At 64.4% G+C, this 23,808-nt stretch carries 20 protein-coding genes; 12 read left to right on the forward strand and 8 right to left on the reverse strand.

Going from position 1 to position 23,808, the window contains the following annotated elements; genetic code table 11:
- The first annotated feature begins 28 nt into the window (after window positions 1–28).
- From AB7532_RS12915 to AB7532_RS12925, 3 genes are read left to right on the forward strand one after another with little or no spacing between them, the layout of a single operon-like run.
- A complete protein-coding gene (locus AB7532_RS12915; RefSeq protein WP_441235167.1) occupies window positions 29–2,782 on the forward strand; it encodes a decarboxylase in 2,754 nt (917 codons plus the stop codon).
- A 12-nt stretch (window positions 2,783–2,794) separates the two neighbouring features.
- The gene (locus tag AB7532_RS12920; RefSeq protein WP_441235168.1) at window positions 2,795–4,495 is read left to right on the forward strand and encodes an aspartate:alanine exchanger family transporter; all 1,701 of its coding nucleotides are present in this window, start codon (window positions 2,795–2,797) and stop codon (window positions 4,493–4,495) included.
- Window positions 4,496–4,509: 14 nt separating this feature from the next.
- Window positions 4,510–4,944: a hypothetical protein gene (locus tag AB7532_RS12925; RefSeq protein ID WP_441235169.1), complete on the forward strand. Its 435-nt coding sequence runs from the start codon at window positions 4,510–4,512 to the stop codon at window positions 4,942–4,944.
- A gap of 73 nt (window positions 4,945–5,017) precedes the next feature.
- Here AB7532_RS12925 and ppk2 read toward each other — a convergent pair whose 3' ends face one another.
- Both ppk2 and AB7532_RS12935 read right to left on the reverse strand, forming a co-directional pair.
- Window positions 5,018–5,818, reverse strand: a complete 801-nt coding sequence (ppk2, locus tag AB7532_RS12930) for a polyphosphate kinase 2 (protein ID WP_441235170.1) — start codon at window positions 5,816–5,818, stop codon at window positions 5,018–5,020.
- Window positions 5,819–5,844: 26 nt separating this feature from the next.
- Window positions 5,845–6,297, reverse strand: a complete 453-nt coding sequence (locus tag AB7532_RS12935; RefSeq protein WP_441235171.1) for a hypothetical protein — start codon at window positions 6,295–6,297, stop codon at window positions 5,845–5,847.
- Between the two features lie 162 nt (window positions 6,298–6,459).
- Between AB7532_RS12935 and AB7532_RS12940 the strand changes: the two genes are divergently transcribed.
- The 7 genes from AB7532_RS12940 to AB7532_RS12970 all read left to right on the forward strand — a co-directional run bounded on the left by AB7532_RS12940 (window position 6,460) and on the right by AB7532_RS12970 (window position 14,369).
- A complete protein-coding gene (locus AB7532_RS12940; RefSeq protein ID WP_441239259.1) occupies window positions 6,460–6,879 on the forward strand; it encodes a hypothetical protein in 420 nt (139 codons plus the stop codon).
- The gene (locus AB7532_RS12945) at window positions 6,872–8,104 is read left to right on the forward strand and encodes an HlyD family secretion protein (protein ID WP_441235172.1); all 1,233 of its coding nucleotides are present in this window, start codon (window positions 6,872–6,874) and stop codon (window positions 8,102–8,104) included. The genes AB7532_RS12940 and AB7532_RS12945 overlap by 8 nt, the downstream gene beginning before the upstream one ends.
- A gap of 86 nt (window positions 8,105–8,190) precedes the next feature.
- Window positions 8,191–10,107, forward strand: a complete 1,917-nt coding sequence (locus AB7532_RS12950; protein ID WP_441235173.1) for an ATP-binding protein — start codon at window positions 8,191–8,193, stop codon at window positions 10,105–10,107.
- Window positions 10,108–10,215: 108 nt separating this feature from the next.
- On the forward strand, window positions 10,216–11,208 hold the full coding sequence (locus AB7532_RS12955; RefSeq protein WP_441235174.1) for an ABC transporter substrate-binding protein: 993 nt from the start codon (window positions 10,216–10,218) through the stop codon (window positions 11,206–11,208).
- Window positions 11,209–11,312: 104 nt separating this feature from the next.
- Window positions 11,313–13,013 carry a DUF3300 domain-containing protein gene (locus AB7532_RS12960; RefSeq protein WP_441235175.1) on the forward strand — a complete coding sequence of 567 codons (1,701 nt, stop codon included), beginning with the start codon at window positions 11,313–11,315 and terminating at the stop codon, window positions 13,011–13,013.
- A complete protein-coding gene (locus AB7532_RS12965) occupies window positions 13,010–13,927 on the forward strand; it encodes a DUF2950 domain-containing protein (RefSeq protein WP_441235176.1) in 918 nt (305 codons plus the stop codon). Before AB7532_RS12960 ends, AB7532_RS12965 begins: the two co-directional genes overlap by 4 nt.
- The gene (locus tag AB7532_RS12970; protein ID WP_441235177.1) at window positions 13,911–14,369 is read left to right on the forward strand and encodes a hypothetical protein; all 459 of its coding nucleotides are present in this window, start codon (window positions 13,911–13,913) and stop codon (window positions 14,367–14,369) included. The genes AB7532_RS12965 and AB7532_RS12970 overlap by 17 nt, the downstream gene beginning before the upstream one ends.
- A 3-nt stretch (window positions 14,370–14,372) precedes the next feature.
- Here the strand turns inward: AB7532_RS12970 and AB7532_RS12975 are convergent, their stop codons facing one another.
- Genes AB7532_RS12975 through AB7532_RS12995 form a run of 5 tightly spaced genes read right to left on the reverse strand, consistent with a single transcriptional unit; the run spans window position 14,373 to window position 20,471 of the window.
- Entirely contained in the window at window positions 14,373–15,737 is a 1,365-nt protein-coding gene (locus AB7532_RS12975; RefSeq protein WP_441235178.1) for a four-carbon acid sugar kinase family protein, read from the reverse strand.
- Window positions 15,734–16,975 (reverse strand): ribulose-bisphosphate carboxylase large subunit family protein, encoded by a 1,242-nt coding sequence (locus AB7532_RS12980; protein WP_441235179.1) that lies wholly within the window; start codon window positions 16,973–16,975, stop codon window positions 15,734–15,736. The genes AB7532_RS12975 and AB7532_RS12980 overlap by 4 nt, the downstream gene beginning before the upstream one ends.
- Window positions 16,976–16,979: 4 nt before the next feature.
- Complete coding sequence (locus tag AB7532_RS12985) at window positions 16,980–17,519, reverse strand: VOC family protein (RefSeq protein ID WP_441235180.1); 540 nt, start codon at window positions 17,517–17,519, stop codon at window positions 16,980–16,982.
- 19 nt (window positions 17,520–17,538) lie between these two features.
- Complete coding sequence (locus tag AB7532_RS12990) at window positions 17,539–19,449, reverse strand: TRAP transporter large permease (protein WP_441235181.1); 1,911 nt, start codon at window positions 19,447–19,449, stop codon at window positions 17,539–17,541.
- A 5-nt stretch (window positions 19,450–19,454) separates the two neighbouring features.
- Entirely contained in the window at window positions 19,455–20,471 is a 1,017-nt protein-coding gene (locus tag AB7532_RS12995) for a TRAP transporter substrate-binding protein (protein ID WP_441235182.1), read from the reverse strand.
- A 136-nt stretch (window positions 20,472–20,607) separates the two neighbouring features.
- Between AB7532_RS12995 and AB7532_RS13000 the strand changes: the two genes are divergently transcribed.
- Window positions 20,608–21,663 carry a LacI family DNA-binding transcriptional regulator gene (locus AB7532_RS13000; protein ID WP_441235183.1) on the forward strand — a complete coding sequence of 352 codons (1,056 nt, stop codon included), beginning with the start codon at window positions 20,608–20,610 and terminating at the stop codon, window positions 21,661–21,663.
- A 949-nt stretch (window positions 21,664–22,612) separates the two neighbouring features.
- On the opposite strand, the gene AB7532_RS13005 is transcribed toward AB7532_RS13000, so the two are convergent.
- Complete coding sequence (locus AB7532_RS13005; RefSeq protein ID WP_441235184.1) at window positions 22,613–23,344, reverse strand: DUF3750 domain-containing protein; 732 nt, start codon at window positions 23,342–23,344, stop codon at window positions 22,613–22,615.
- Between the two features lie 121 nt (window positions 23,345–23,465).
- Here AB7532_RS13005 and AB7532_RS13010 point away from each other — a divergent pair, with 121 nt between their 5' ends.
- Window positions 23,466–23,726, forward strand: a complete 261-nt coding sequence (locus tag AB7532_RS13010; RefSeq protein WP_441235185.1) for a hypothetical protein — start codon at window positions 23,466–23,468, stop codon at window positions 23,724–23,726.
- Window positions 23,727–23,808 lie beyond the last annotated feature (82 nt).

The following is a 23,808-nucleotide window of genomic DNA, read 5'->3' on the forward strand; positions in this document are numbered from 1 at the left end:
CTTCGACTTCAGGGATCGGGAGAGACTCATGGCCAAGGACACCAAAGCCGCGCAAAAGCGCATCGACCAGTTCTTTTCCGGCCCCGGTGCGCGGGCGGACGACTGGCGCGATCTGGTGGAGGCCGCGAAAGTCTGGGCGCGCGGCGGCGATCGCGCGACATACGATGCGGCGCTGGCAGAGCTTTCGATCACCGAGGAATTTCACGGCTATCCCGGCCTGCAATTGATGGCGGCGCTGCGGGAAGCGGCCTCGGCCGGGGATGCGCCCGGGTCGCTTTCGCTCGCGACCCGTATCACCCAGGCCCTGGCCACGCGATCGTTCCGCCAGTACGCCGGCGACTGGAGCGCGAAGGACGATGTTAATGACGATGTTCCCGAACTGGTGTCGTCCACCTTTGGCGGGCAGAAGGCGCGCCGGCCCTATTTCGAGACTCTGATCGTCACGGGGATATCACCCGGCCAATGGCCGGCACTCGCCGCCGAATGGCGCAAGCTGCGCCGGCCGGAAGATGGCTTCATCTATGAGCCCGTCATCGTCGGCAGCCTTGAGGATGCCTTCTGCGCCACGATGCTCAACCCGAATATCGGCGCGGTCATCATCAACGAGGGTTTTGGCCTGCGCTCACGCCATGATGCGCCCGCGCTGCGCGCGTTCACTGTTGCCGTCGGACTCAACGATGAAGCCGACGCCTCGGCCCTGCGGCTCGCCCACATTATCAAGCGAGTCCGCCCCGAGCTGGATATCTACATGATCTCGAACCGCGATGTCGAGGAACTGGCCGGAAACCCTGAAGCCGACGTCGTCCGCCGCATCTTCTATTCGGTGGAAGAGCTCCTGGAGCTGCATCTGTCGATCCTCGAAGGCATCCAGGACCGCTACGACACGCCGTTCTTCGACAATCTGAAGAAATACGCGCAGCGCCCGATCGGCACCTTCCACGCGCTGCCGATCGCCCGCGGCAAGTCGATCTTCAAGTCCGACTGGATCCGCGACATGGGCGAGTTCTACGGCCCCAACCTGTTCCTGGCCGAGAGCAGCGCCACCACCGGGGGCCTCGACAGCATGCTGGAGCCGACCGGCACCATCAAGAAGGCGCAGGAGAAGGCGGCGAGGGCGCTCGGCGCCGACCGCGTCTTCTTCGTCACCAACGGCACCTCGACCTCCAACAAGATGGCCGTGCAGGCGCTGCTTGCGCCCGGCGACATCGCGATCGTCGACCGCAACTGCCACAAGTCGCACCATTACGGCATGGTGCTCGCCGGTGCGCAGCCGCTCTATGTCGAAGCCTTCCCGATGACGGAATATTCGATGTACGGCGCGGTGCCGCTGAAGACGATCAAGCAGGCGCTGCTCAGCGCCAAGGCCGATGGCCGGCTCGACCGCGTCAAGCTGATCGATCTCACCAACTGCACTTTCGACGGCCACATCTACAACACCCGCCGGGTGATGGAAGAATGCCTTGCCATCAAGCCGGACCTGATCTTCCTCTGGGACGAGGCCTGGTTCGGCTTCGCACGCTTCTCGCCGTTCCTGCGCCGCCGCACGGGCCTCGGCGCCGCCAACGAGATCGAGGCGTGGATGCGCGATCCGAAGTCGGTCGAGGCCTATGAGAAGCAACAGGCTCAGCTCGGCAAGGAGCCGTCGGACGAGACGCTGCTCAACACGCGGCTGGTTCCTGATCCCAGGCAGATTCGCCTCCGCGTCTACCAGACCAATTCGACCCACAAATCGATGTCGGCAATCCGTCAGGGCTCGATGCTGTCGGTCAAGGACGTTGAATTCCACACGGTCGAGCAGCAATTCAAGGAAGCCGTGTTCACGCACGCCTCGACCAGTCCGAACCAGCAGCTCATCGCCAGCCTCGATATCTCGCGGCGGCAGATGGAACTGGAAGGCTATGGCCTCGTCGCCAACGCGATCGAGATCGCGTTCGCCATCCGTCAGGCGGTGAACAACAACCCGCTGCTCTCGAAATACTTCCGCATTCTCGGTGCCGACGCCATGGTGCCGGCGCAATACCGCCAGAGCGGTTTCACCGACTATCTTTCGGACGGCGTCAACTGGGTGAATACGCTCAAGAGTCTCGACGAGGACGAGTTCTGCCTCGATCCGACCCGCATGACACTGGTGTGCGGCACGGCCGGTTTCGACGGCACCCAGTTCAAGGGCATCCTGGCCAACGAGTACAACATCCAGGTCAACAAGACCTCGCGCAACTCTGTGCTGGTCCAGTCCAACATCAACAATACCCGCAGCGACGTCGCGCATCTCATCCGCGTCCTCGCCGAGATCGCGGGCGAGGTTGATCGCGGGCTGGCGCAGGGCGGCGAAAATGCGAGGAAGACGTTCGACGCACGGGTCAAGAGCCTGATGACCGACGTGCCTGATCTGCCGAACTTCTCGCATTTCCATCCGAGCTTCCGCGGCGATGCCGGCGCCAAGACCAACGAAGGCGATATCCGCACCGGCTTCTACGCGGCGTATGACGCTTCAGGCTGCGAGCATCTCCGCCTTGGCGATCCCGAGATCGACCGGCGGCTCAAGGCCGGTCCCGAACTCGTCTCGGCGAATTTCGTGATCCCGTATCCGCCGGGCTTCCCGATCATGGTGCCGGGCCAGGTCATCACCCAGGAGACGATCGACTTCATGCGCAAGCTCGATGTGAAGGAGATCCACGGCTACGACGCCAAGGAAGGGTTGAAGCTCGTGCGTACCGAAGCCTTGGCGAAGCTCGGCCGGCCAAAGCCGGGCGCTCCGTCGAAGCTCAAGGCCGCGTCATAACAGGGGACGAACATGCAGGGCTTTTTCACGTTCTTGCAGCAGAATCCGTATCTGCTGCTGTTCTTCGTCGTCGGGCTGGCCGTCTGGATTGGCCGGGCCAGCATCAAGGGCTATGGCCTCGGCATGGTCGCCGGCGCCATCGTGGTCGGCGCGGGGCTCGCGGTCTGGTCTTCGAGCTACGGCGTGAAGCTCGAGCTGAACAATTTCGCCAAGAGTCTGTTCTACTACCTATTCATGTATGGTGTCGGCTTGCGGGTCGGGCCGTCCTTCGTCAACAGTTTGAAGGGCGATGGCATCAAGTTCGTGTTCCTCGCGGTGGTGTCGAGCATTCTCGGCCTTGCTCTGGTCGTCATCTTCGCGAAGCTTTTCGATCTTCCGACCGGGGCCGCCGGCGGCATGTTGGCGGGCTCACAGACCATGTCGGCTGCGATCGGCTCGGCTGAACAGGCCATCACCTCGGGTGTCGTCAAGCTGCCGGAGGGCATGAAAGCCGAGGATGCGACCGGCATGATCGCGCTGTCCTACGGCATCACCTATATCTGGGGCACCGTCGGGATTATCCTGATCTGCAAATACCTGCCACGCTGGTGGGGCATCGACGCCAAGGCGGCGGCGAAAAAGTACGAGAAGGACTTTGGCGTTAAGGACCTCGAGGGCGGCGGCCTGACCGGCTATCGGCAGTTTGGCCTGCGCGCCTATCGGCTGGAAAATCCGGCGCAGGTCGGCATGAGCATCACCAAATTCCGCTCGATGCATCCGGAGTACCGCATCGTCAATGTGGCGCGCGGCGGCGAGCCGCAGGGAGCTGATCCCGATCTCGTGCTGCAAAAGGGAGACGTGGTCGCGCTCGGCGGCTCGACGGAGCATCTCACCGACAAGATGGGTTTGATCGGGCCTGAGGTTGCCGACGCCACGGCGCTGGGCATTCCCATGGATCAGGCGGATATTCTCGTCACCAATAAGGAGATGGTCGGGCGCACATTTGAGTCCTTCCGCGACACGGCGATCGCCGGCCAGTTGCAGATTACCAAGGTGGAGCGTGGTGGTGTGCCTCTCGCTGCCGGTCTTAAGACCCAGTTACAGCGGATGGACATCGTCTCGGTGGTCGGCCTCAAATCGGCTGTCAACGAGCTCGGCGAGATGTGGGGGCGCATTGCGCGGACCAATACGTCGACCGATCTGCTGACACTGGCCGCGGGCATGATCCTCGGTTTCCTGATCGGCCGGATCGAGTTCCCGGCGTTCGGCGCCAAGATAGGTCTCGGCAATGCCGGCGGCTTGTTGCTGTCCGGCGTGATCGTGTCTTCGATCGTGTCGCGACTGCGCTTCTTCGGCAATACGCCGAACGCGGCGCGCAATGTGCTGGAAGATCTCGGTCTCGTCGTCTTCGTCTCCATCGTCGGCATCAACGCCGGCGCTGGCTTGCTGGCCCAGCTCACGGGTGCCGTCGCCCTGAAGATCTTCGTCGCCGGCTTCATCGCCTGCACCATCCCGCCGTTCATCGTCTGGGCGATCGGATTCCATGTCTTCAAGATCAACCCTGCCGTGCTGATGGGCGGCGTTGCCGGTGCTAGGTCGCATTCCGGACCTTGTCGTGAAGCTGCGGTGGAAATCCAGAGCACCGTGCCTTGGATAGGATTTCCGGTCGCCTATGCGGTGTCGGGTATCCTGCTGACCGTGTTCGGCTACTTCGCGATGCTGTTGGCTCAATAGGGGGAAGAGACGTCATGAGAAAGTCGACTATCGCTGCGGTCCTGACAGCTTCGCTTGCAACAATTGCCGGTTTTAGCACGCCGTTGCGTGCCGAGACCGGCGACGTCGCCGTCGTCTTCACCAAGGGCGGCTTCATCATCGGTGTTGGGGGCGGCGAGGGGGTTCTGGTCCTTAGAGGCAAGAGATATCCCTTCACCGTCTCCGGGATGAGCGTCGGCTTCACGATCGGCGCCTCGACCAGCAAGTTCGTCGGCAAGGCGATCAACCTGAGGGGGCCCGCGTCGATCGAAGGCTCCTACGCTGTGGGCGGCGCCGGCGGTGCCATCGCCGCGGGTGCCGGCGCCGTGCAGTTGCAAAACGGCAATGGCGTGATCCTTCAGCTCACCGGTCCTCGTGTCGGCGCGGAAGTGTCGGCTGCGGTCGGTGGCGTCACCATTCGCCTGAAATAGATCCGGGAGCGGGGCTCAAGACAAACGGGCTGCGTCACCGCAGCCCGTTTTCGCTGTTCGGATGTTGTGGGTTTCAGTATCGCTCTTCGACGAATTTCAGTCCGCGCAGGCTCGCCTGGTCGTTGTAGCGGCCCTTGTGCGACCGCGGCGGCAGCTTGACCTTGTCCCGCTTGACCTTCTTGTAGGGGATCGTCCGGAGAATGTGCGAGATCACGTTGAGCCGCGCGCGCCGCTTGTCGTCCGACCTGATCAGGCGCCACGGCGCATGTTTCGTGTCGGTCGCCTCGAACATCATGTCGCGGGCGCGCGAGTAATCGTACCAGCGCCCGAACGATTCCGTGTCCATCGGGCTGAGCTTCCACTGCCGCAGCGGATCCTCGATCCGCGCCTTGAAGCGCAGCTCCTGCTCCTCCATCCCGACCTCGAGCCACAGCTTGATCAGGATGATGCCCGCGTCCACGGCGAATTTCTCGACCAGTGGACACAGTTCCAGGAAGCGTTTGTGCTCGGTCGGCGAGCAGAAGCCCATGACATATTCGACGCCGGCGCGGTTGTACCAGCTGCGGTCGAAGATCACGATCTCGCCGCCGGCCGGAAACTGCTCGATATAGCGTTGCAGGAACAGCTGGGACTTTTGCCGGTCGGACGGTGCGGGCAGGGCGCAGACGCGAAAGACGCGGGGGCTCACCTTTTCGGTCAGGGCCTTGATGGTGCCGCCCTTGCCGGCGGCATCGCGCCCCTCGAAGATGACGATCACCTTCAGCTTCTCGGCCCTGACCCATTCCTGGAGATGACACAGCTCGACCTGGAGCTTTTCGAGCTCCTTCTCATAGTCCTTCCGCTTCATCTTCTCCGCGGGCGTGTCCTTGGCCATGCCTGTCCCTTCGCTGCTGCGCTTGCTCAATCGTCCCAGGAAATGGTCACGCCGATATCCCCGGGCACGCCGCCCGGAAAATCGATGATCTGATAGGCGATGCGATAGCCGCGCGGTTTCAGATAATCGGTCCAGAGCTGGAAAATCTCCTTGGGGATGCCGGTCAACGTGTTTTCCCAGCCCTTTTCCATCTGGTTGATGGCGCGTCCCTTGTCGGTGCAGAGCGTGTTGGGGAAACGATAGACCAGAACTTCCGTCAGGCCGTTGCGCACAGCGCGCTGGATGATGGTCGAGGCGAGCTTGATCTTGTCTTCCTCGCTCTTTCCGGAGGGCTTGCTCAAGCGTTCGATCAGCGCGCGCTTCTCGGCCTCGGCGGCGGCGGCGAGGCGGACATATTCCTCGGCCTTCTCGGCCTCCTTGAGAGCAGCCTCTTTTCGAATTTGAGCGGCGTTGGGGATGAGATCGTCGAGGCCGGGCATGGCTGCGGCTCCATTTGATGGTGCAATCGGCTCTTCGGGAACGCTAGGTCCGGTGGAGGGCATTCCCTTGATTCAAATCAAGCAAAGCGGAGGCCCGCCTGAACACAGTGCCGCGCACGCCTGTTTGACCGGGAGAGACGTTTGAGCGACCAGCTTCATCCGATGGCCCCACATCACCTGCCGTTCTATCTTGCACCGGGGAGCGGGACCGATACGCTGATGGTGGTGATGGGAATCTTCCTCGTCGGTATCGTTCTCTGGGTCGGTACGCTCTATTGGAAGCTACACAGCCTGCCCGAGCGGATGGCGCACAAGTCGCAAAAGCTGCAGTTCGAGCTTGTCGCAGTGCTCGGGCTGATCTCCTTGTTCACGCATATGCACATCTTCTGGATCGCAGGCCTGCTGCTTGCGATGATCGATCTGCCCGATTTCGGCACGCCGCTGCGCAGCATTGCCGGGTCCGTCGAGAAGATCGCCGATGCGACGCCGGCTGCTGACGGCGGAGACGTCCGGACCGGTACTGTACCGCCGCCAACGGATACATCGGGACCCGCCAAGGAAAAGGAGCACAGCCATGTTTGAGCTGCTGTTCTGCTCGCTGCTGACGATCCTGCCCGACTATCTCTACCGCCGCTATGCCCAGGGCAAGCGCTTCGGCAAGGAGATCACGTTCTTCTCGGTCTGGTACGAGCTGCGCTGGGGCATCACCGGCTGCCTGATGCTGACGGTGGCGCTGATCACGATGATCTTCTACTTCCATCCGTCGACATCGAGCGCCGCGCTTTATTTTCGCACGGTGCCGATCCTGCCCGAGGGCTCAGGCCGCGTGGACGAGGTCAAGGTCGGCTTCACCCAGGCGGTGAAGAAGGGTGAGGTGTTGTTCACGCTCGATGCCTCGAGGCAGCGAGCGGCAGTCGAGACGGCGAAGCTAAAGGCCGCCGAGGTCGATGCCGCGATGCTGGGAGCGCAGGCCGACGTGGTCAAAGCCGAAGCGCAGGTCGGCGAGGCCAAGGCCAACTACCAGCAGGCCAAGGACGAGCTCGAGGTCAAGAGCGAGCTCCAGCGCCGCAATCCGGGCATCGTCCCGCAGCGCGACATCGACAAGCTCCAGGTCCTGGTTGATCAGCGCCAGTCCGGCATCGATGCCGCAAATGCCGCGAAGCAGTCGGCATTCTTGCAAGTTTCGACCTTGTTGCCGGCGCAGAAGGCCAGCGCAATGGCCGCGCTCGACCAGGCCCAGGTCGATCTTGACAAGACCGTTATCCGCGCCGGCGTCGACGGCCGCGTCGAGCAATTCCTGCTTCGTCCCGGCGACCTCGTCGCCCAGATCATGCGCCCGGCCGGCATCCTGATTCCAGCGGAAGCTGGCCGATCGGGGCTTCAGGCCGGCTTCGGCCAGATCGAGGCCCAGGTGATGAAAACAGGCATGGTGGCGGAAGCGACCTGCATCTCCAAGCCGTGGGTCATCATTCCGATGGTGATCACGACGGTGCAGGATTACATCGCCGCCGGTCAGTTCCAGGTCGGACAGCAGCTGGTCGAGGCCCAGAATGTGGTGAAGCCGGGCACGATCCTTGTATTCCTCGAGCCGCTCTACAAGGGCGGGCTCGAAGGCGTGACGCCGGGCTCGAGCTGCATCGTCAACGCCTATACCAGCAACCACGAGGAGATTTCCGCGAAGGAAACTTCCACCAGCCGCAAGATCGCGCTGCACGTCGTCGACGGCGTGGGCCTCGTCCACGCCCTGCTGCTGCGGATTCAGGCGCTGCTGCTGCCGATCCAGACCCTGGTGCTGAGCGGCCATTGAGTGATCGCCTCGCCAAGGCCTGTTGAAGCGGCGCAATTCCCGCTAGAGTTGCCGCCAATGGCCGGAAAGGCCGTCGGCGGAGGCGGATGAGTGGGCGCATGACCATCGTGTCGGTCAGGCCGTGGCCGGTTGCGGCCGCGTGGTTCTCTCTGTGCCTTTTTCTCGGCCTTCTGCTCGCCATATGGATCCCGTCGCGGCCAGCCGGCGCCGTCCAGCTTGGCGAATCCCGTTATCGTGAGCTCAAGCGCGTGCTGGTGCTGCATTCCTTCGGGCGGGAATTCCGGCCCTGGAGCGAGTATGCGCGGAGCATCAAGGCCGAACTGGAGCGGCAATCGCCGTGGCCGCTCGACGTCCAGGAGCACACGCTGCTCACCGCACGCTTCAATAATCCGGGGCCGGAAGCGCCCTTCGTCGAGTATCTCGGCTCGCTCTACCAGGGCGCACTGCCGGATATCGTCATCAGCATCGGTGCGCCGGCGGCGCGTTTCGTGCAGCGATATCGGCAAAAACTGTTTCCGGACACGCCGATGATCCTGACCGTCGTCGAGCAGCGGCTGGTCAATCGTTTCGAGCTCACCGACAACGACGTGGTGGTGGCAGTCCGCAACGATTTCACAGCCGCGTTCGAGAACATTCTCGAGGTGATGCCGGACACGAAGAACGTCGCGGTCGTCATCGGCGCCTCGCCGCTCGAAAAATTCTGGATGGACGAGGTCAGGCGCGATCTGAAACCGCTGGAAAGCCGGCTCGCTTTCAGCTGGTATTCGGACCTCTCGTTCGATGAGATCCTGAAGCGGGGCGCGAGTCTGCCGCCGCACACGGCGCTGTTCTGGGGATTGATGTCGGTCGATGCTGCCGGGATCGTCCACGAAGGCGACATCGCCTTGCGCAGCCTGCATGCGGTCGCGAATGCACCGATCTTCTCCTATCAGGAGCCATTCTTCGGCGGCAGCACCGTCGGCGGCCCGATGCACTCGGTCGCCGAGACCAGTGCCCGGACCGTCGGTGCCGCCATCCGCATCCTCGGCGGTGAGAAGCCATCAAGTATCAAATACGATCCGATCGGATTTGCCCCGCCGAAATATGACTGGCGGGAATTGCAGCGCTGGGGGATCAGCGTGAGCCGCTTGCCGCCGGGCAGTGAAATCCTGTTTCGCGAGCCTAGCATCTGGGAACGTTTCCGTTGGCAGATGGTGATGATTTCAGCCGTGTTCCTGGTTCAAGCCGGCCTGATCAGCGGGCTGCTTCACGAGCGCCGCCGCCGCCGGGTCGCCGAGGTCGAGTCGCGCCAGCGCTTTACCGAACTCGCGCACGTCACTCGCTATTCGGCCGTCGGCGAAATGACGACGTCGATTGCCCACGAGCTGAACCAGCCGCTCGGCTCGATCCTGACCAACACGGAAACGGCGGAGCTCATGCTCAAGGGTCCCTCGCCGGATCTGGGCGAAGTCAGGCAGATTCTCGCCGATATCAGGCGTGACGACCACCGCGCGAGCGAGGTCATCCGCAGGCTGCGCAGCGTCTTGAAGAAGACGCCGTTCGAGATCGAGGACATCGAGCTCAACGACACCGTACGGGAGGCGATTGGCTTGGTGAGGGCGGTTGCCGATGGGCGCCGGATCGCGCTGACCTACATGCCTGCTTTGGCCGATCTGCACGTCAAGGGCGACCCGGTCCAGCTTCAGCAGGTCGTTCTCAACCTGATCATCAACGCGATGGATGCGATCTCCGACGCGGACATCGGCAAACGCGAGGTCCGGGTCTCGACCACGCGCGCCGACAACCGGGCCGAGGTGAGGGTGACCGATACCGGCCCGGGAATAGCAGCATCCGATCTCGCCAACGTCTTCAATCCGTTCTTCACGACCAAGCCGCATGGCATGGGGATGGGGCTTGCGATCGCGAGGACGATTATCGAAGCCCACCACGGATCGATTGCCGCGAGCAGCCAGACGGGAGGCGGCGCGCTGTTCACGATTCGCCTGCCGCTGATCCGCTGGTAGCGGCGTGTTGATCTCGATCAAACCTCCCGGCCTGGCAAGGCCGTTTCCTTTCGCGGTTGCGTCAACACCGGGACGGGTGCGGACAGGCTTTGGGAGTGATGGGTGGCCATGAGACGCCGTGAGTTCATGTCGCTGGTCGGCGCAGCGGCTGCGTGTCCGGTCCTGACCCCGCTGCTGGCGAAGGCGCAGGACAGAATGCCGTCCGTGGGCGTGTTGACCGGGAATGTCGTGGGCGATCCCGGCGCGCAGATGCGGGTTGATGCGTTGCGGCAGGGGCTCGCCGATCGCGGCTGGATCGCCAACCAGAATTTCAAGCTCGATGTGCGCTGGCCGGGGCCCAGCCCGGCGCAACAGGAGGTCCAGGCGCGCGAGCTCGTGGCCGGCGCGCCTGACGTGCTGTTCTCGACCAGCACGTCGACGACGCGGGCGCTGCGCGATGCGACGCAGAGCATCCCGATCATCTTCGTCGGGCTGTCCGATCCGGTCGGAACGGGCCTCGTCGTCAATCTGGCGCGGCCCAACGGCAATCTCACCGGCTTCTCGCTCTATGAGCATTCGATGAGCGGCAAGTGGCTAAGCCTCCTGAAGGACATGGCACCCGGCATGGGCAGTGCCGCGCTGCTGTTCAATCCGGAGTCCGCCCCCTATGCGCCGTTCTACCTTCAGGCCGCGCATCAGATGGAAAACCGTCTCGGCCTCAAGGTCACTGGCGCCGGCGTTCGCACGGGCACCGAGATCGCGGCCGTGATCGAGGCGGCGGCACGCGACGGCAGCGGTCTCGTCGTGCTGCCGGACGGCGGCTTCTTCGGGACCCAGAGCCAGATGACGATCGCCTTGCTGGCGCAGCGCCGCGTGCCCGCGATCTTCGCCGTCCGCTTCTACGCGGTGAATGGCGGGCTGATGTCCTACGGCGCCGATCTCACCCAGCAGTTTCGTGACGGTGCGGTCTATGTCGACCGCGTGCTGCGCGGGGCCGAGATCAGAACCCTGCCGGTGCAGTTTGCCACGCGGTTCGAGCTCGTCATCAACACGAAGACGGCCCATGCGCTCGGGCTGACGGTGCCGAACCGGCTGCTGCTGGACGCCGAACTGATCGAATGACGCGCCGCCGCAACGGCGCGAGGGCGCCGTTTCGTTGATCTCGATCAACAAACCTCCATGCCTCGGCCCGATGGTCGCGGGCGGACGTTTTTGGGAGAATTGCGATGTTCCGTTGCGGCAAGACCCTGATGGCACTTGCGCTGGTGGTGGCGGTTCCTGCCGCCGCGATGGCGCAGTCCACCACACCGGCGGCTCCGGCTGCGCCTGCGGCTCCGAGCCCGCAGGCACAGCCTTCAGCTCCGGCGGCGCCGGCCGCCGAGGTTCTCAAGCCCGAGCAATTGGAGGCGCTGGTCGCGCCGATCGCGCTCTATCCCGACGAACTGCTGGCCAACGTGTTGGCCGCCTCGACCTATCCGCTCGAAGTGGTGCAGGCCGACCGCTGGCTGAAGGAGCACAAGAGCCTGAAGGGCGATGCGCTGAAGACCGAGGTCGACAAGCAGGGTTGGGACGACAGCGTTAAAGCGCTCAGCAGCACCGGCTCCGTCCTCACCATGATGAACGATCAGCTCGAATGGACCCAGAAACTCGGCGATGCCTTTCTCGCGCAGCAGCCCGACGTGATGGATGCGATCCAGCGCCTGCGCAACAAGGCCTATGACAACAAGAAGCTGGTCACCACCAAGCAGCAGAAGGTCAGCGTCCAGTCGCAGGAAGGCAAGCAGGCCATCGTGATCCAGCAGGCGAACCCTGCGGAGATGTACGTGCCTTATTACGATCCGGCGACGGTCTATGGCGGCTGGCCCTATGCGGAATATCCGCCGTATTACTGGGGCTATCCGTCCTATATCGGCGCCGGCGTGGTCGCGGCGGGCCTCGCCTTCGGTACGGCCTGGGCGATCGGACGCTGGGGCAATTATTGGGGCGGCGGCTGCAACTGGGGCAACCGCAACGTCTACGTCAATCATCGCACCACCAACATCAACAACGGCTGGCAGCACAATCCGGCCCATCGCGGCGGCGTGCGCTACAACAACACCAACGTTCAGAACCGCTTTGGCAACACCAACATCAAGGCCGGCGCGTCCGACCGGATGGATTTCCGCGGCCGTGACGGCAACCAGGTGCTGAAGCCGAGCCAGGGTGGCCCGGGAGATCGTGCAGGCGACCGTGCCGGTGATCGTGGTGATCGCGCAGGTGACCGTGGCGACCGTGCTGGCGATCGCGCGGGCAACCGCGGCGACCGGCCCGGCGGCGGCGATCGTGCCGGTGCATCGGACCGCGCCAAGGGCGGCGGTGACCGTGCCAAGAACGCGAACAAGGGTGGCGGCGATCGCGCCAAGGCTGCGAACCGTGCCGGCGGCGGCGCTGCCGCCAACCGCGGCGGTGGCGGCAATCGCGGCGGCGCAATGAATGTGTCCTCTGGCCGGTCGGCGGCGGCGGCATCCGCACGCGGACGCTCCAGCATGGCGAGCATGCCGCGCAGCGGCGGCGGACCGAGCATGGCTGGCCGCGGCGGCGGTGGTGGCATGTCGATGGGCGGTGGCGGCGGCTTCCGGGGGGGCGGCGGCGGAGGTGGTCGTGGGGGCGGCGGTGGCCGGCGCTCCGACATCGCGCTGAAGCACGACATCGTCCTGCTCGGCCATCTCTCCAACGGCCTCGGCTATTATCGCTTCAGCTATATCGGCAGCGAGAAGGCCTATGTCGGCGTGATGGCGCAGGAGGTCGAGCAGGTGATGCCCGACGCCGTGACCCGCGGCAGCGACGGCTATCTGCGCGTCACCTACGACAAGCTCGGACTGACATTCCGCACCTACCGCGACTGGATCGCCGGCGGCGCGAAGATCCCCGCGGAGGTCACGCCATGACTGCCCTGAAATCGCTCCGGCGCGCCATGTTGCCGGGCCTCGTGGCGCTGGCGCTGCTCGGCACCGCGTCGCAGGCGCAGCAATCCTACAAGACGCCGGAGGACGCGGCCGCCGCGCTCGCAGCCGCCGTCAAGAGCGGGCCCGACGACATCCTGAAAGTGCTGGGACGTGCCGCCGAGGACATCGTCGCCTCCGGCGACGAAGTCGCTGACAAGGACATCCGCGCACGCTTCACCTCGATGTATGACGTCAAGCACGGCATCAAGGCCGAAGGCAACAAGACCGCGACCCTGACGCTGGGGCCGGATGATTTTCCGTTCCCGATTCCGATGGTCAACACCAAGACCGGTTGGGAGTTCGACACCGACGAGGGCCGCGTCGAGGTGCTGCGCCGTCGCATCGGCCGCAACGAGCTCGACGCGATCCAGACCATGCTCGCCTACGCCGACGCGCAGAACGAATATGCCGACAAGGATCGCGGCCAGGGCGTCGGCGTCTACGCGCAGCGCATCGTCTCATCGCCCGGCAAGAAAGACGGCCTGTTCTGGCGCGACGACAAGGATCCGAGCCCGCTCGGTGAGCTGGCGGCCGAAGCCTCGAAGGAAGGCTATCGCGCCGGCGACGTCGGGCCTGCGCCCTATCACGGTTACTACTTCCACATCCTCAAGGGACAAGGCCGGGATGCGCGCGGGGGTGCGCTCAACTATGTCGTCAAGGACAAGATGATCGGCGGCTACGCGATGATCGGCTGGCCCGCGGAATACGGCAATTCCGGCATCATGACCTTCCTGGTCAATCATGACGGCACCGTCTACCAGAAGGATCTCGGCAAGCGCACGGCATTCGTTGCCGAGCGCACCACGCTGTTCGATCCGGACGAGACCTGGAAGAAGGTCGATGCCGCAAAACCCTGACCGGCGCGCGCGCATCTTGCGCCTGATGGCCATGCTGCTGCTGGCGCTCGGACTCGCGCTGCCTGCAACACCATCCCTGGCGCAAGCCGCCGGTCACGTCCGCGTCAAGATCGTCAAGGCCGGCCTGCTGGTCGGCGGCGGTGCCGGCAACGGAACGCTGGTCTATCGCGGCAAGACCTATCCGTTCAGGGTCAGCGGCCTGAGCTTCGGCATTACGATCGGCGTCACCGTCGGCCGTCTCGACGGCTGGGCCTCAGGCATCCGCGAGATCGGTGACTTCGCCGGCACCTACAGCTCCGTCGGCGGCGGCTTTGCGCTGGTCGGCGGCGTCAACGGCGTCCACCTCCGCAACGAGAAGGGCGTGACCATCGTGCTGCAGGGACCGAAGGCGGGACTGGAGCTGGCGGCGAATATCAGCCAGATCACCATTACCTTGAAGTGACGGCTAGCCGCCCTCGCGTGCCCGGCAGAACAGATCGACACCGCCGACCTGTCCACCCTTGAGCGCGATCTCGATGTTCGCATGCGCGCGATCCGAGGATGTGCGGCACAGCGGTGCGCCTTCGGTCAGCGGGGCGATCGCCGTCAGCGCGTAGATGCCCATTGCCTGCAGCGCATGGCCGGATGTGTCGCCGCCCGCGACCACGACGCGCGGGAGCCGCGCGGTCTCCAGAATGGAGTCCAGCGCCTGGCCGAGACCCGTACCGATGCGCTCGTTCACGGCGCCCGCCGTTGCACCGCTCGCTTCGATCGCCGCGTTGAGTGCACCGATGGCGGGGTCGTCGGGACCGCCTGCGGTGACCAGCAGCGCATCGCGCCCCGACGCGAGCGCGGCAAGCGCGTGCGCGACGGCGCGGCCGATTTCCTTCCGCCATTCCTCCGCGTCAACCGCGCGCGTCGCATCGAGCCGCTCGACTTCAAAACCGTTGTTTGCGGCATGGGCGATCTGCGCGGCGGTGACGGGTGAGCAGGAGCCGGAGACGCAGGCGATGCGTTTGACGCCTGTCAGGCGCAGATCGGGTTTGCTGTCGGGAATCAACCCCGCCGAGCGCCAATAGGCGACCAGCGCCTGCTCGACGCCTTGCGAGCCGGCGACAAAGAGCCGCTCGCCGCGATATTCCCAGATCAGACGCCCGGCCTCAGTCAGCGACGCCTGGTCGAGCACGTCGAGCGAGATGATCTCGGTGCCGGCGCCCCGCGCGCGCATCAGCGCCAGATCCGCGCCGCCATTGGCCATGGTGACGAAGTCGATCAGCCCGATCGATCGCGCGGTCTGCCTGGCGAGATGCCGGCCAAGATCGCTTTCGTCCATCGGCGTCACCGGATGACGCGACATGGTCGGGTGGCGGTCGAGGCGGTGGCCGACGCCGTTCACGGCCGCGAACAGATGTCCGAACATCTGATAGCGGCCCATCGCCGGTGTGCCGACGAGGAGTGGATGCCAGCTGCCTCCGAGCCTGGGCACTGCGAGATCGATCGCACGTCCGATCGAGCCGATCTGCGGCGAGGAATCGAAGGTCGAGCACACCTTGTAATGCGCGATCGGTGCGCCGATGCCGGCGAGCACGTCGAAAACCGGCGGAAGATTCTGCGCCATCCACGCCGGGTCCTTCGCCCGCGCCGTGCCGGCAATGCCGACGCCGCGGAACTGGCTGGCGGCAGCGAGACGCTCGGGCGTCGGCGTCTCCAGGAACAGGATGGTCGGCAGGCCCGCGAAGGTGAGGGCCTCCATCGCCGCGGACGAGCCGGTGTAGTCATCACCGTAGAAGGCAACGAGCGGGCCGTCCGGCAGGGCGGGCGCACTGCTCATGGCGTGCCTGCGATCGCTGCGTCGCCTCCGATCGCTGCGTCGCTTGCGATCGCCGCGTCCCACGCCGCGCGCAGATCAGCGACACCTGCGGCGGGCCCGTCGGGATGGGCGAGAATGCCGCCGCCGGCGGCGAAGATCAGATCGGTCGAGGCGAGCGCGCGCCAGGTCGGCAAGGCCTGCGCCGGCGTCTGGCCCGAGGAGAACACCGGCATCGCGATGCACGGCTTGTGCGCGAACATCGGCGTCAGCGCGGCCTTGGCGGAGGTGACCACGCTGTCATCGGTTTCGCTGAACTTGTTGCCGATGCCGTTGACATGCATGTGGTCGGCGCCGGCCAGCCGCCAGATCTTGTGCCACGCCGTATAGTCCCAGCCGAGTGCGGGATGACGGTTCAGCGCGCCCCAACCGTTGCGATGGGCATGAATGGGGAGCTGCGTGTGGCGGCCGAGCTCGACCATGCCGGTGAGCCCGACCGAGTTGATGCTCGCCATCACGCAGGTGCCGCCTTCGGCCAGCACCAGATCGTGGCGGCGGCGCATTTGATCGATCTCGCCGGTCAGGTTGAAGGCGATCATGACCTTCTTGCCGGTCCGATCAGCGTGGTCGTTGACGACGCGCATCACGGCGCGCACGCGTTCGTCAAACGGACAATAGGCGCCGTCCGATTGCAGCTCGTCGTCCTTGATGAAGTCGGTGCCGGCCTCGCACAGCTCGGAGACCAGAGTGGCCGTCTCGGCCGGGCTGAGCCCGATGCTCGGCTTGATGATGGTGCCGATCAGCGGACGGCCGCTGACGCCGGTGAGCTCGCGTGTGCCGGCGACGCCGAATTTCGGTCCGGGATAGGCGGCGGCGAAAGCGAGCGGCAGTCGCAGGTCGAGCAGCCGCAGGCCGGTGAGCTGGCGCAATTCCCAGAGATTGCCGGCGATCGCCGTGACGAGGTTGGGCAGCGACGCGCCGATATTGTCGAGTGGCCACGACAGGGTCACGCGCGCGCGTTGCCAGGGGCCGTCGGCATTGATCGGACGGGCGACCGGAAGCGACGGTGCGGAGACGGGATCAAGCAATTCGAGGCTCTCGACGCGGGCTGCCGCACGTGCCTTCAGCTCCGGCGTCTCGCCGGGCACCGCGACGAACGTTCCGCTCGACTGCTCGCCGGCCATGGTTTCCGCGGCAAGCTGGGGATCGCCTGATGTCTCGATCAGATAGTCGGCTTCGATGCGTATGGGATTTGTCGTCACGGGATCAAAGCTTGGTCAGATCGGGGAACGGTCGCACCGGGTCGCGTCCGTCCCAGTCTTTGGCGGCGGCGCGGATCAGGTCGAACATCTTGCCCTTGGGGCCTGCGACCTCGGACAATTCGATCACCGTTCCCGGATGATATTCCGTGTCGAAATAGACGAAGCGCCCGCGCGCGCCGACTTCGCCGCTCATGACCGGCTTGAAGCCCTCGGCCTCGAGGCGCGCCAGATCGGCATCGTAATCTTCGGTCCAGTAGGCGACGTGCTGCAAGCCTTTATTCCCTGCCTTCAGGAAATCGGCATACATCGACGGCGCATCGTTGCGGATCTGGATCAACTCCATCTGCAATGGCCCCGAATTGGCCAGCGCCACCGAATTATGCGGCTCATAGGCCTTGCCGCGATAATGGTAGTTCACGATCGGAACGCGCGGATTGTAGAACCACGGCCCGATGCCGAGCTCGCGGCTCCAATAGTCCATGGCCTTCTCGATGTCGTCGACGACGTAGCCGGCTTGCCGGATCTCGCCAAAAAAACGGCTCATTGCTTCATTCCCATTGTGTTCAGAATTTGAGGAAGCCGATCGACAGCCACGGCACGGCAGCGACGACGACGAGACCGATGAACAGCGCGGCGACATAGCCCCAGATGTGCTTGAGGCCTTCGTCCGGCGATATCTTGCTGATGGCGCAGGCGCCGTAATAGCCGACGCCGAAAGGCGGCGCGAACAGGCCGATGCCCATCGCGAGGATCACGACCATCGCATAATGCACTTCATGCACGCCGGCCTGCTTGGCGATCGGAAACAGCAAGGGGCCGAACAGCACGATGGCCGGAATGCCTTCGAGCACGCTGCCGAGCACGACGAAGGCCAGGATCGAGATGGCGAGGAAGCCATAGGCGCCGCCCGGGATCGCGGCCATTGCTTTCGCCAGTTGCTGCGAGAAGCCGGATTGCGTCAGGCCCCAGGCCATCGCCGTGGCGCAGCCGATGATGAAGATGATCGCGCCGGTCAGCGAGGCCGTCTCGATCAGCATGGGTTTCAGCCGCCGCCAGGGAAACTGCCGGTAGACCAGAAGGCCCATCAGCACGGCGTAGGCGATGCCGATGGTCGAGACCTCGGTGGCGGTGGCGACGCCTTCGACCACCGCGGTGCGGATCACGAAGGGCAGCAGGATCGCGGGCAGGGCGACCAGCGTGAGCTTTGCGATCTCGCGCTTCGAGGCGCGCCGCACATGGCTGAGATCCTCATGCCGGTAGCGCCGCCACACCACCACGCAGAGCGCGGTGCCCACGACCAGGGCCGGCAGCAGCCCGCCCGTGAACAGCGCGGCGATCGAAACGCCGGTCACCGAACCGATGGTGATCAGCACGATGCTCGGCGGAATGGTTTCGGTCTGCGCACCGGTGGCCGACAGCAGCGCGACAAGATCGCCGGGCTTGGCACCGCGCCGCTGCATTTCCGGCAGCAGCACCGGTGCGATCGCGGCCATGTCGGCAATCTTCGAACCGGAGATGCCGGAGACCAGGTACATGGCGCCGATCAGCACATAGGACAGTCCGCCCCTGACATGACCGAGCAGGCTCGCCAGGAACTGGATCATGGCCCGTGCCATGCCGGTCATCTCGATCAGCGCGCCGAGGAAAATGAACAGCGGCACCGCGAGCAGGATCAGGTGCGACATGCCCTCATCGAGACGGCCGACCATCACCATCATCGGCGTGCTCGTCGTCAGTGCCAGATAGCCGAAGGTCGCGAGCGCAAAGGAGAAGGCGATCGGCACACCGGCGAACACGTTGGCCGCGACCACGCCGACGAAGAAGATGATGAGGTTATAGCGCCCGAGCGGAGCGAGCAGCGGTCCCGCAAGCCAGAATGCCGCGATCAGGATCGTGGTGGTGATGAAGGCGGCGACGATCAGGGCGGGCCGGTGATGCGTCGCAAGCCGGATCGCGGCGACGATCGTCATCAGCGTCATCCCGACGGGGATTGCGGCCGCGCGCCAGGCATTGCTGATCTCCAGCGCGGGGGTGACGATGATCTGTTCCTCGCTCGCATAGTCGAAGGCGGGGTGGAGGATCAGCGCCAGCAGGGCGAGCGGGGCCACCGCCGCGATCGTGTCGAGAAAGGCGCGCGCGCCTGGGCCGACATGGCTGACGAGCCCCGTCATGCGCATGTGCTCGCCCCGGCGCAGCGCGATCACCGCGCCCAGCATCGAGAGCCAGAGAAACAGGATCGAGGCCAGCTCGTCCGACCAGATCAGCGGGCTGTGGAAGACGTAGCGCATGATGACGCCGGCGAGCATGATGCCGATCTCGGCCAGTACGAGGCCGGCGGCGGCCGTCTCGACCACTGAACCGAGCCAGCGGTCGACCGTGCCGAACGCACGCGCGGACGTGCGCGCGTTCGCATGGGAGGCGGGGTGAGATTCCGCCTCCAGATAGTCCGTCATCCGATGCTCTGCGATGGTCATCGCGCTCAGGCCAGCTTGCCGACGGCGCCTTCGAGCAGCGCCCAGGTCTCGTCGCCGAAGCGGCCCTTCCACTCGCCGTAGAAACCGCCATCGCGCAGCTTGGCGCGGAACGTATCGGGCGCGGGCCTGGTGAAGTTCATGCCCTTGCTTTGAAGATCGGTCTGTACGGTCGCATTGAACGCCCTGATGTCTTCGCGCTGCTTCAGCCCGGCGTCGTTGATGGCGTTGCTGACGATGGTCCTGAGGTCGGCGGGAAGGGCGTTGAAGGCGCGGGCGTTGGCGATGAACCAGAATCCGTCCCAGATGTGGTTGCTGATGGCGCAGTATTTCTGCACCTCGTAGAGCTTCGCCACCTGGATGATCGGCAGGGGATTTTCCTGCGCATCGACGATGCGGGTCTGGAGCGACGAATAGACCTCGCTGAATTGCAGGCTGGTCGGCGAGGAAGAGAGCGCCTTGAACATGGAGATGCTGAGCGGAGACACGGGCACGCGGATCTTGAGCCCGTCCATGTCCTTGGCGCTTTCGATCGGCTTGGCGCCGCTGGTGATCTGGCGGAAGCCGTTGTCCCACATCTTCTCGAACGTATGCAGGCCGACCTTGGCCATGGCGGCACGGACATGCGCGCCGAGCGGCCCGTCCATCGCTTTCCAGACCTGATCGTAATCGGCAAAGGCAAAGCCGACGGCGTTGATCGCGGCGACCGGCACCAGGGTCGCGACCACGAGCGCGGAGGGCGTGAAGAAGTTCAGCGCACCGCTTCGCACCTGGGCGAGCATGTCGGTGTCGCCGCCGAGCTGATTGTTCGGGAAGATGGCAATCTCGACCCGACCATTGCTTTCCTTGGCGACGCGGTCGGCGGCTTCCTGGGCGCGGATGTTGAGCGGGTGCGTCAGCGGCAGGTTGTTGCCGTATTTCAGCGAGAACTCGGCTGCCCGGGCCGGGCGCGCGAGGCCGCCGATCAGGCCCGCCGCGGGCAGGGCGGACAGGGCTTGCAGGGCACGCCGACGGGTCAGGGACATGGGCTTCTCCTCCAACGGATATTTGATGTTATTTGATGTTTCTGAGACAATATTGATGCTTAAATTGCGACATAGCGCTACGGTGTCAAATGATAAAGATGATGGTTTCTGATGTATTTGACGTTTGAGCCCTGAGATGGACGAACCGGCAGCCCCCTCGCTGAGCCGCATCGTCGATGTGGCGCGGCGCGCCGGCGTCTCGACGGCGACCGTCGACCGCGTGCTCAATCGCAGGCCGGGTGTCCGGGCGATGACGCAGCAGCGCGTGCTCGCCGCCGCGTCCGAGCTCGACTACATGCCGGCCGAGAATCTGGTCGCAGCGATGCGGCCGAAGCCGATGCGGCTGTTGTTCCTGCTGCCGTCGGGCACCAACCGTTTCTTGTCCACCCTTGGGCAGTTGATCGCGCATTCCGACGGCCGGCTCGCACCCTTCAACGTCCATTGCCAGGTCGACACCATCAAGAGCTTCAATCCGGACCTGCTGGCACGCCAGCTCTGGCGGTCCCGTGACAAGGCCGACGGCGTCGCCTTCATGGCGCTCGAGCATCCCGTCGTGAGGGAGGCTGTCGACAGACTGGCGGAGCACGGCGTGCCGACGGTGACGCTGATCTCGGATATCCTGAACGCGCGCCGCGCCGCCTATATCGGACTGGACAATCGCTCGATCGGGCGCACCGTGGGCTATCTGATCGCGCGCTTCCTGGGCGAGCGGACGGCCAAGGTGGCGATGATCGCGGGCAGCCGCAGCTACCGCGCGCATGAAGAACGCGAAATGGGATTTCTGCACGTCTTCGAGGAACTATTCCCTTCCATCAAGGTCGTGGGCCTGCGCGAAGGCCTCGACGATGCCGACCGCAATTATCGCCAGACGCGGATGCTGCTCAACCAGCATCCGGATTTGGCCGGAATTTACAACATCGGTGGCGCCGCCGATGGCGTCGCCCGCGCGCTGAAGGAAACCAACCGGGAGCGCGACGTGGTCTTCATCGGTCATGGCCTGACCTCGGATACACGGGGCTTCCTGCTTGACGGCACCATGGACGCCGTGATCACCCAAAATCAGCTCAACACGATGATGAGCTGCGTCGGCATCTTCGACAATCTACGCGCCGGCCGTAGCGCCATGCACGGCATCGAGGCGCCGCGCAGCGAGATCATTTTTCGAGAGAACATTCCGGCGCTGGGGAGTTAGCAGGGCGCGATCCAATCGTCGGGGCTTTGACCCGTCGGGCAAAACACCCTTCACCCCGTCAACCCCTCTCGATAAAAATATTCCGCTTTACCGAAATTCGGAAACGGCGTATGTGTCGCGCATCCCGGCTCCTCCTTGAGGGGCGATCTCGAGTCGTCTTGTTCGCGAGCCGGGCTTGCGGTGGACGCGGCAGCGTCGGCACGAAATGGTACGGGCAGTGCGGGTAGTCCCTGTGAGCTCGAAACCGCGTGCGGACGAACGGCGCTGTCAGGCTTCGTCTCGTTTGTAAGTTTCCGGCTCCGTCGACAGGGCTGGAAATACTGCGGCGAAAAGGCGGGCCGTGCGTACGGCAAAACCGTGTGGTCCTGGCCGTCGTTGCTACGGTCAAGCCTTTCGCGGAGATGTGCGCGAGCCCAACCGGGCAGACGGCATCGTCAATTCGCGGGGCGAGGGAGGCCAGAGGGAAAGTTCGGCTCCCGGGAGAGCACGGCATAAGCCGTCCGACCATCGCGCAGGGAAGGCCGAGTGACGGCTCCACCTGTATGCTGCTGTGCGGTTCTTCTGCGTGTGCCTATTGCGCAGCAGACCGCGGGTGCTAGCTGGCACCCGGCCTTCCCTGCGCCCTCTTGGTTATGAGGGCGAAACGACCAATCAAAGCTCGGGCGAAACGCGCCGCGAGGATGAATATGCATGTCTGCAACCCAACACTCGCTGTCATCGTCCAGCTTGACCGGGCGATCCAGTACTCCGAGACGGGAGTGATCGAATCGATACGCCGCGGCGTACTGGATTCCCCGCCTTCGCGGGGAATGACAGTGGTGCTTGGAGAATCAGGATGTCGCCTCACACTCCGTCATTGCGAGCGCAGCGAAGCAATCCAGAATCCCTCCGCGGAAAGACTCTGGATTGCTTCGCTGCGCTCGCAATGACGAGGAGAGAGCCCTGGATCTTACGCGCCGGCCGCGACACCGAGGCGACCGATGCCGGGCAGCTTGAGCGCGGGCCTTCGGATGTCGACGCCAAGCACGGCGCCGAGAAAATTGATCTCGATCCCCTCGACCCAGCCGACCGTCATGCCGAGATAGCCCGACAGCGAAGCATAGAGGCCGGTGCCGGACGCCGTGATGCCGGCCCAGCGTCCGCTATAGGGATCATCCTTGCCGACGGCGGTCGGGGGCAGGACCGCACGAAGCTCGGGAACGGCGTCCAGCGCCGCCTGCACGAAGGTGTTCGAATTCGGTCCCGGCCAGGCGCTGTAATCGCCATAGGCGCGGAACTTGTAGGTCTCGACGACGTGGCGGATTTTGGGGATCAGCTCCTCGGCCCGTACGCCGTCGACCGCCACGACGGTTTCGGGCATGGCGCCGAACCAGCGGCCATCGGGCGCAAAGCCGTTGCTGCGGATCGGGTCGCCCCAGGCCGTGTAGTCGTATCGGCTGTAGGTCGCCGCGCCCTTTTCCTTGACGACGATCCAGGTGTGGACGGCAAAGATACTGCGCCACCGCACGGTACGTGCCGCAAAGACCCGGATCAGCGCCTCCGGATTGGCCGAGGCCGGCGGCAGCAGGCCCGCACTGGAGCGATCCGCCGTCTGCCAATTGCCGCGGCCATCGCCGAACAGATAGTAGCGCCCGGCCGATAGGGTGATCGGCACGACAATCAGCAGCAGGAACAGGATCAAGAATTTCCTCAAGGGCGGGCGCGGCCAGTCGGGTTGATACGATGAATATAGTTCGCCCGGCTGGCTGCGCCAGCGCGCTTCCGCTCTTGCATTTAGGGCGTGTACCCCCATGTTCCCTTCTATGATGAAACTGTCCCTCATCGAAGACCAGGCCATCCAGGCGCGAATCGCGTTCATCGCGGGCGCCGAGACGTTTGATCGCATTTTTGCCGGTATTCGATTCGACGAAGTCGACGGCAACCTGCTGTTTGCGATTGCCAGGGACGAAGACTGCGCGTCCGAGATCGAGGACGAGTTCTCGCATCATCTCGCATTGGTTGCAACGCAGGTCCTGGGGCAGAGCGTCGACGTGGTCGTGGTGCTGCCGAAGGTCCTGCAATAGGCCTTATTTTGCCGTGCAGACTTCCCGCCGGGCCTGCTTCCGTGCTTTCCAACGCAATCGCGAAATTGTAATGACGTCACCG

The organism is Bradyrhizobium sp. 930_D9_N1_4 (assembly GCF_052076015.1).
Lineage (GTDB): Bacteria > Pseudomonadota > Alphaproteobacteria > Rhizobiales > Xanthobacteraceae > Bradyrhizobium.

Bases quoted from the DNA above. Each gene is read 5' to 3' on its own strand.
- AB7532_RS12915 (WP_441235167.1), top strand. From the start codon at position 29: ATGGCCAAGGACACCAAAGCCGCGCAAAAGCGCATCGACCAGTTCTTT.
- AB7532_RS12920 (WP_441235168.1), top strand. From the start codon at position 2,795: ATGCAGGGCTTTTTCACGTTCTTGCAGCAGAATCCGTATCTGCTGCTG.
- AB7532_RS12925 (WP_441235169.1), top strand. From the start codon at position 4,510: ATGAGAAAGTCGACTATCGCTGCGGTCCTGACAGCTTCGCTTGCAACA.
- ppk2 (WP_441235170.1), bottom strand. From the start codon at position 5,818: ATGGCCAAGGACACGCCCGCGGAGAAGATGAAGCGGAAGGACTATGAG.
- AB7532_RS12935 (WP_441235171.1), bottom strand. From the start codon at position 6,297: ATGCCCGGCCTCGACGATCTCATCCCCAACGCCGCTCAAATTCGAAAA.
- AB7532_RS12940 (WP_441239259.1), top strand. From the start codon at position 6,460: ATGGCCCCACATCACCTGCCGTTCTATCTTGCACCGGGGAGCGGGACC.
- AB7532_RS12945 (WP_441235172.1), top strand. From the start codon at position 6,872: ATGTTTGAGCTGCTGTTCTGCTCGCTGCTGACGATCCTGCCCGACTAT.
- AB7532_RS12950 (WP_441235173.1), top strand. From the start codon at position 8,191: ATGAGTGGGCGCATGACCATCGTGTCGGTCAGGCCGTGGCCGGTTGCG.
- AB7532_RS12955 (WP_441235174.1), top strand. From the start codon at position 10,216: ATGAGACGCCGTGAGTTCATGTCGCTGGTCGGCGCAGCGGCTGCGTGT.
- AB7532_RS12960 (WP_441235175.1), top strand. From the start codon at position 11,313: ATGTTCCGTTGCGGCAAGACCCTGATGGCACTTGCGCTGGTGGTGGCG.
- AB7532_RS12965 (WP_441235176.1), top strand. From the start codon at position 13,010: ATGACTGCCCTGAAATCGCTCCGGCGCGCCATGTTGCCGGGCCTCGTG.
- AB7532_RS12970 (WP_441235177.1), top strand. From the start codon at position 13,911: ATGCCGCAAAACCCTGACCGGCGCGCGCGCATCTTGCGCCTGATGGCC.
- AB7532_RS12975 (WP_441235178.1), bottom strand. From the start codon at position 15,737: ATGAGCAGTGCGCCCGCCCTGCCGGACGGCCCGCTCGTTGCCTTCTAC.
- AB7532_RS12985 (WP_441235180.1), bottom strand. From the start codon at position 17,519: ATGAGCCGTTTTTTTGGCGAGATCCGGCAAGCCGGCTACGTCGTCGAC.
- AB7532_RS12990 (WP_441235181.1), bottom strand. From the start codon at position 19,449: ATGACCATCGCAGAGCATCGGATGACGGACTATCTGGAGGCGGAATCT.
- AB7532_RS12995 (WP_441235182.1), bottom strand. From the start codon at position 20,471: ATGTCCCTGACCCGTCGGCGTGCCCTGCAAGCCCTGTCCGCCCTGCCC.
- AB7532_RS13000 (WP_441235183.1), top strand. From the start codon at position 20,608: ATGGACGAACCGGCAGCCCCCTCGCTGAGCCGCATCGTCGATGTGGCG.
- AB7532_RS13010 (WP_441235185.1), top strand. From the start codon at position 23,466: ATGATGAAACTGTCCCTCATCGAAGACCAGGCCATCCAGGCGCGAATC.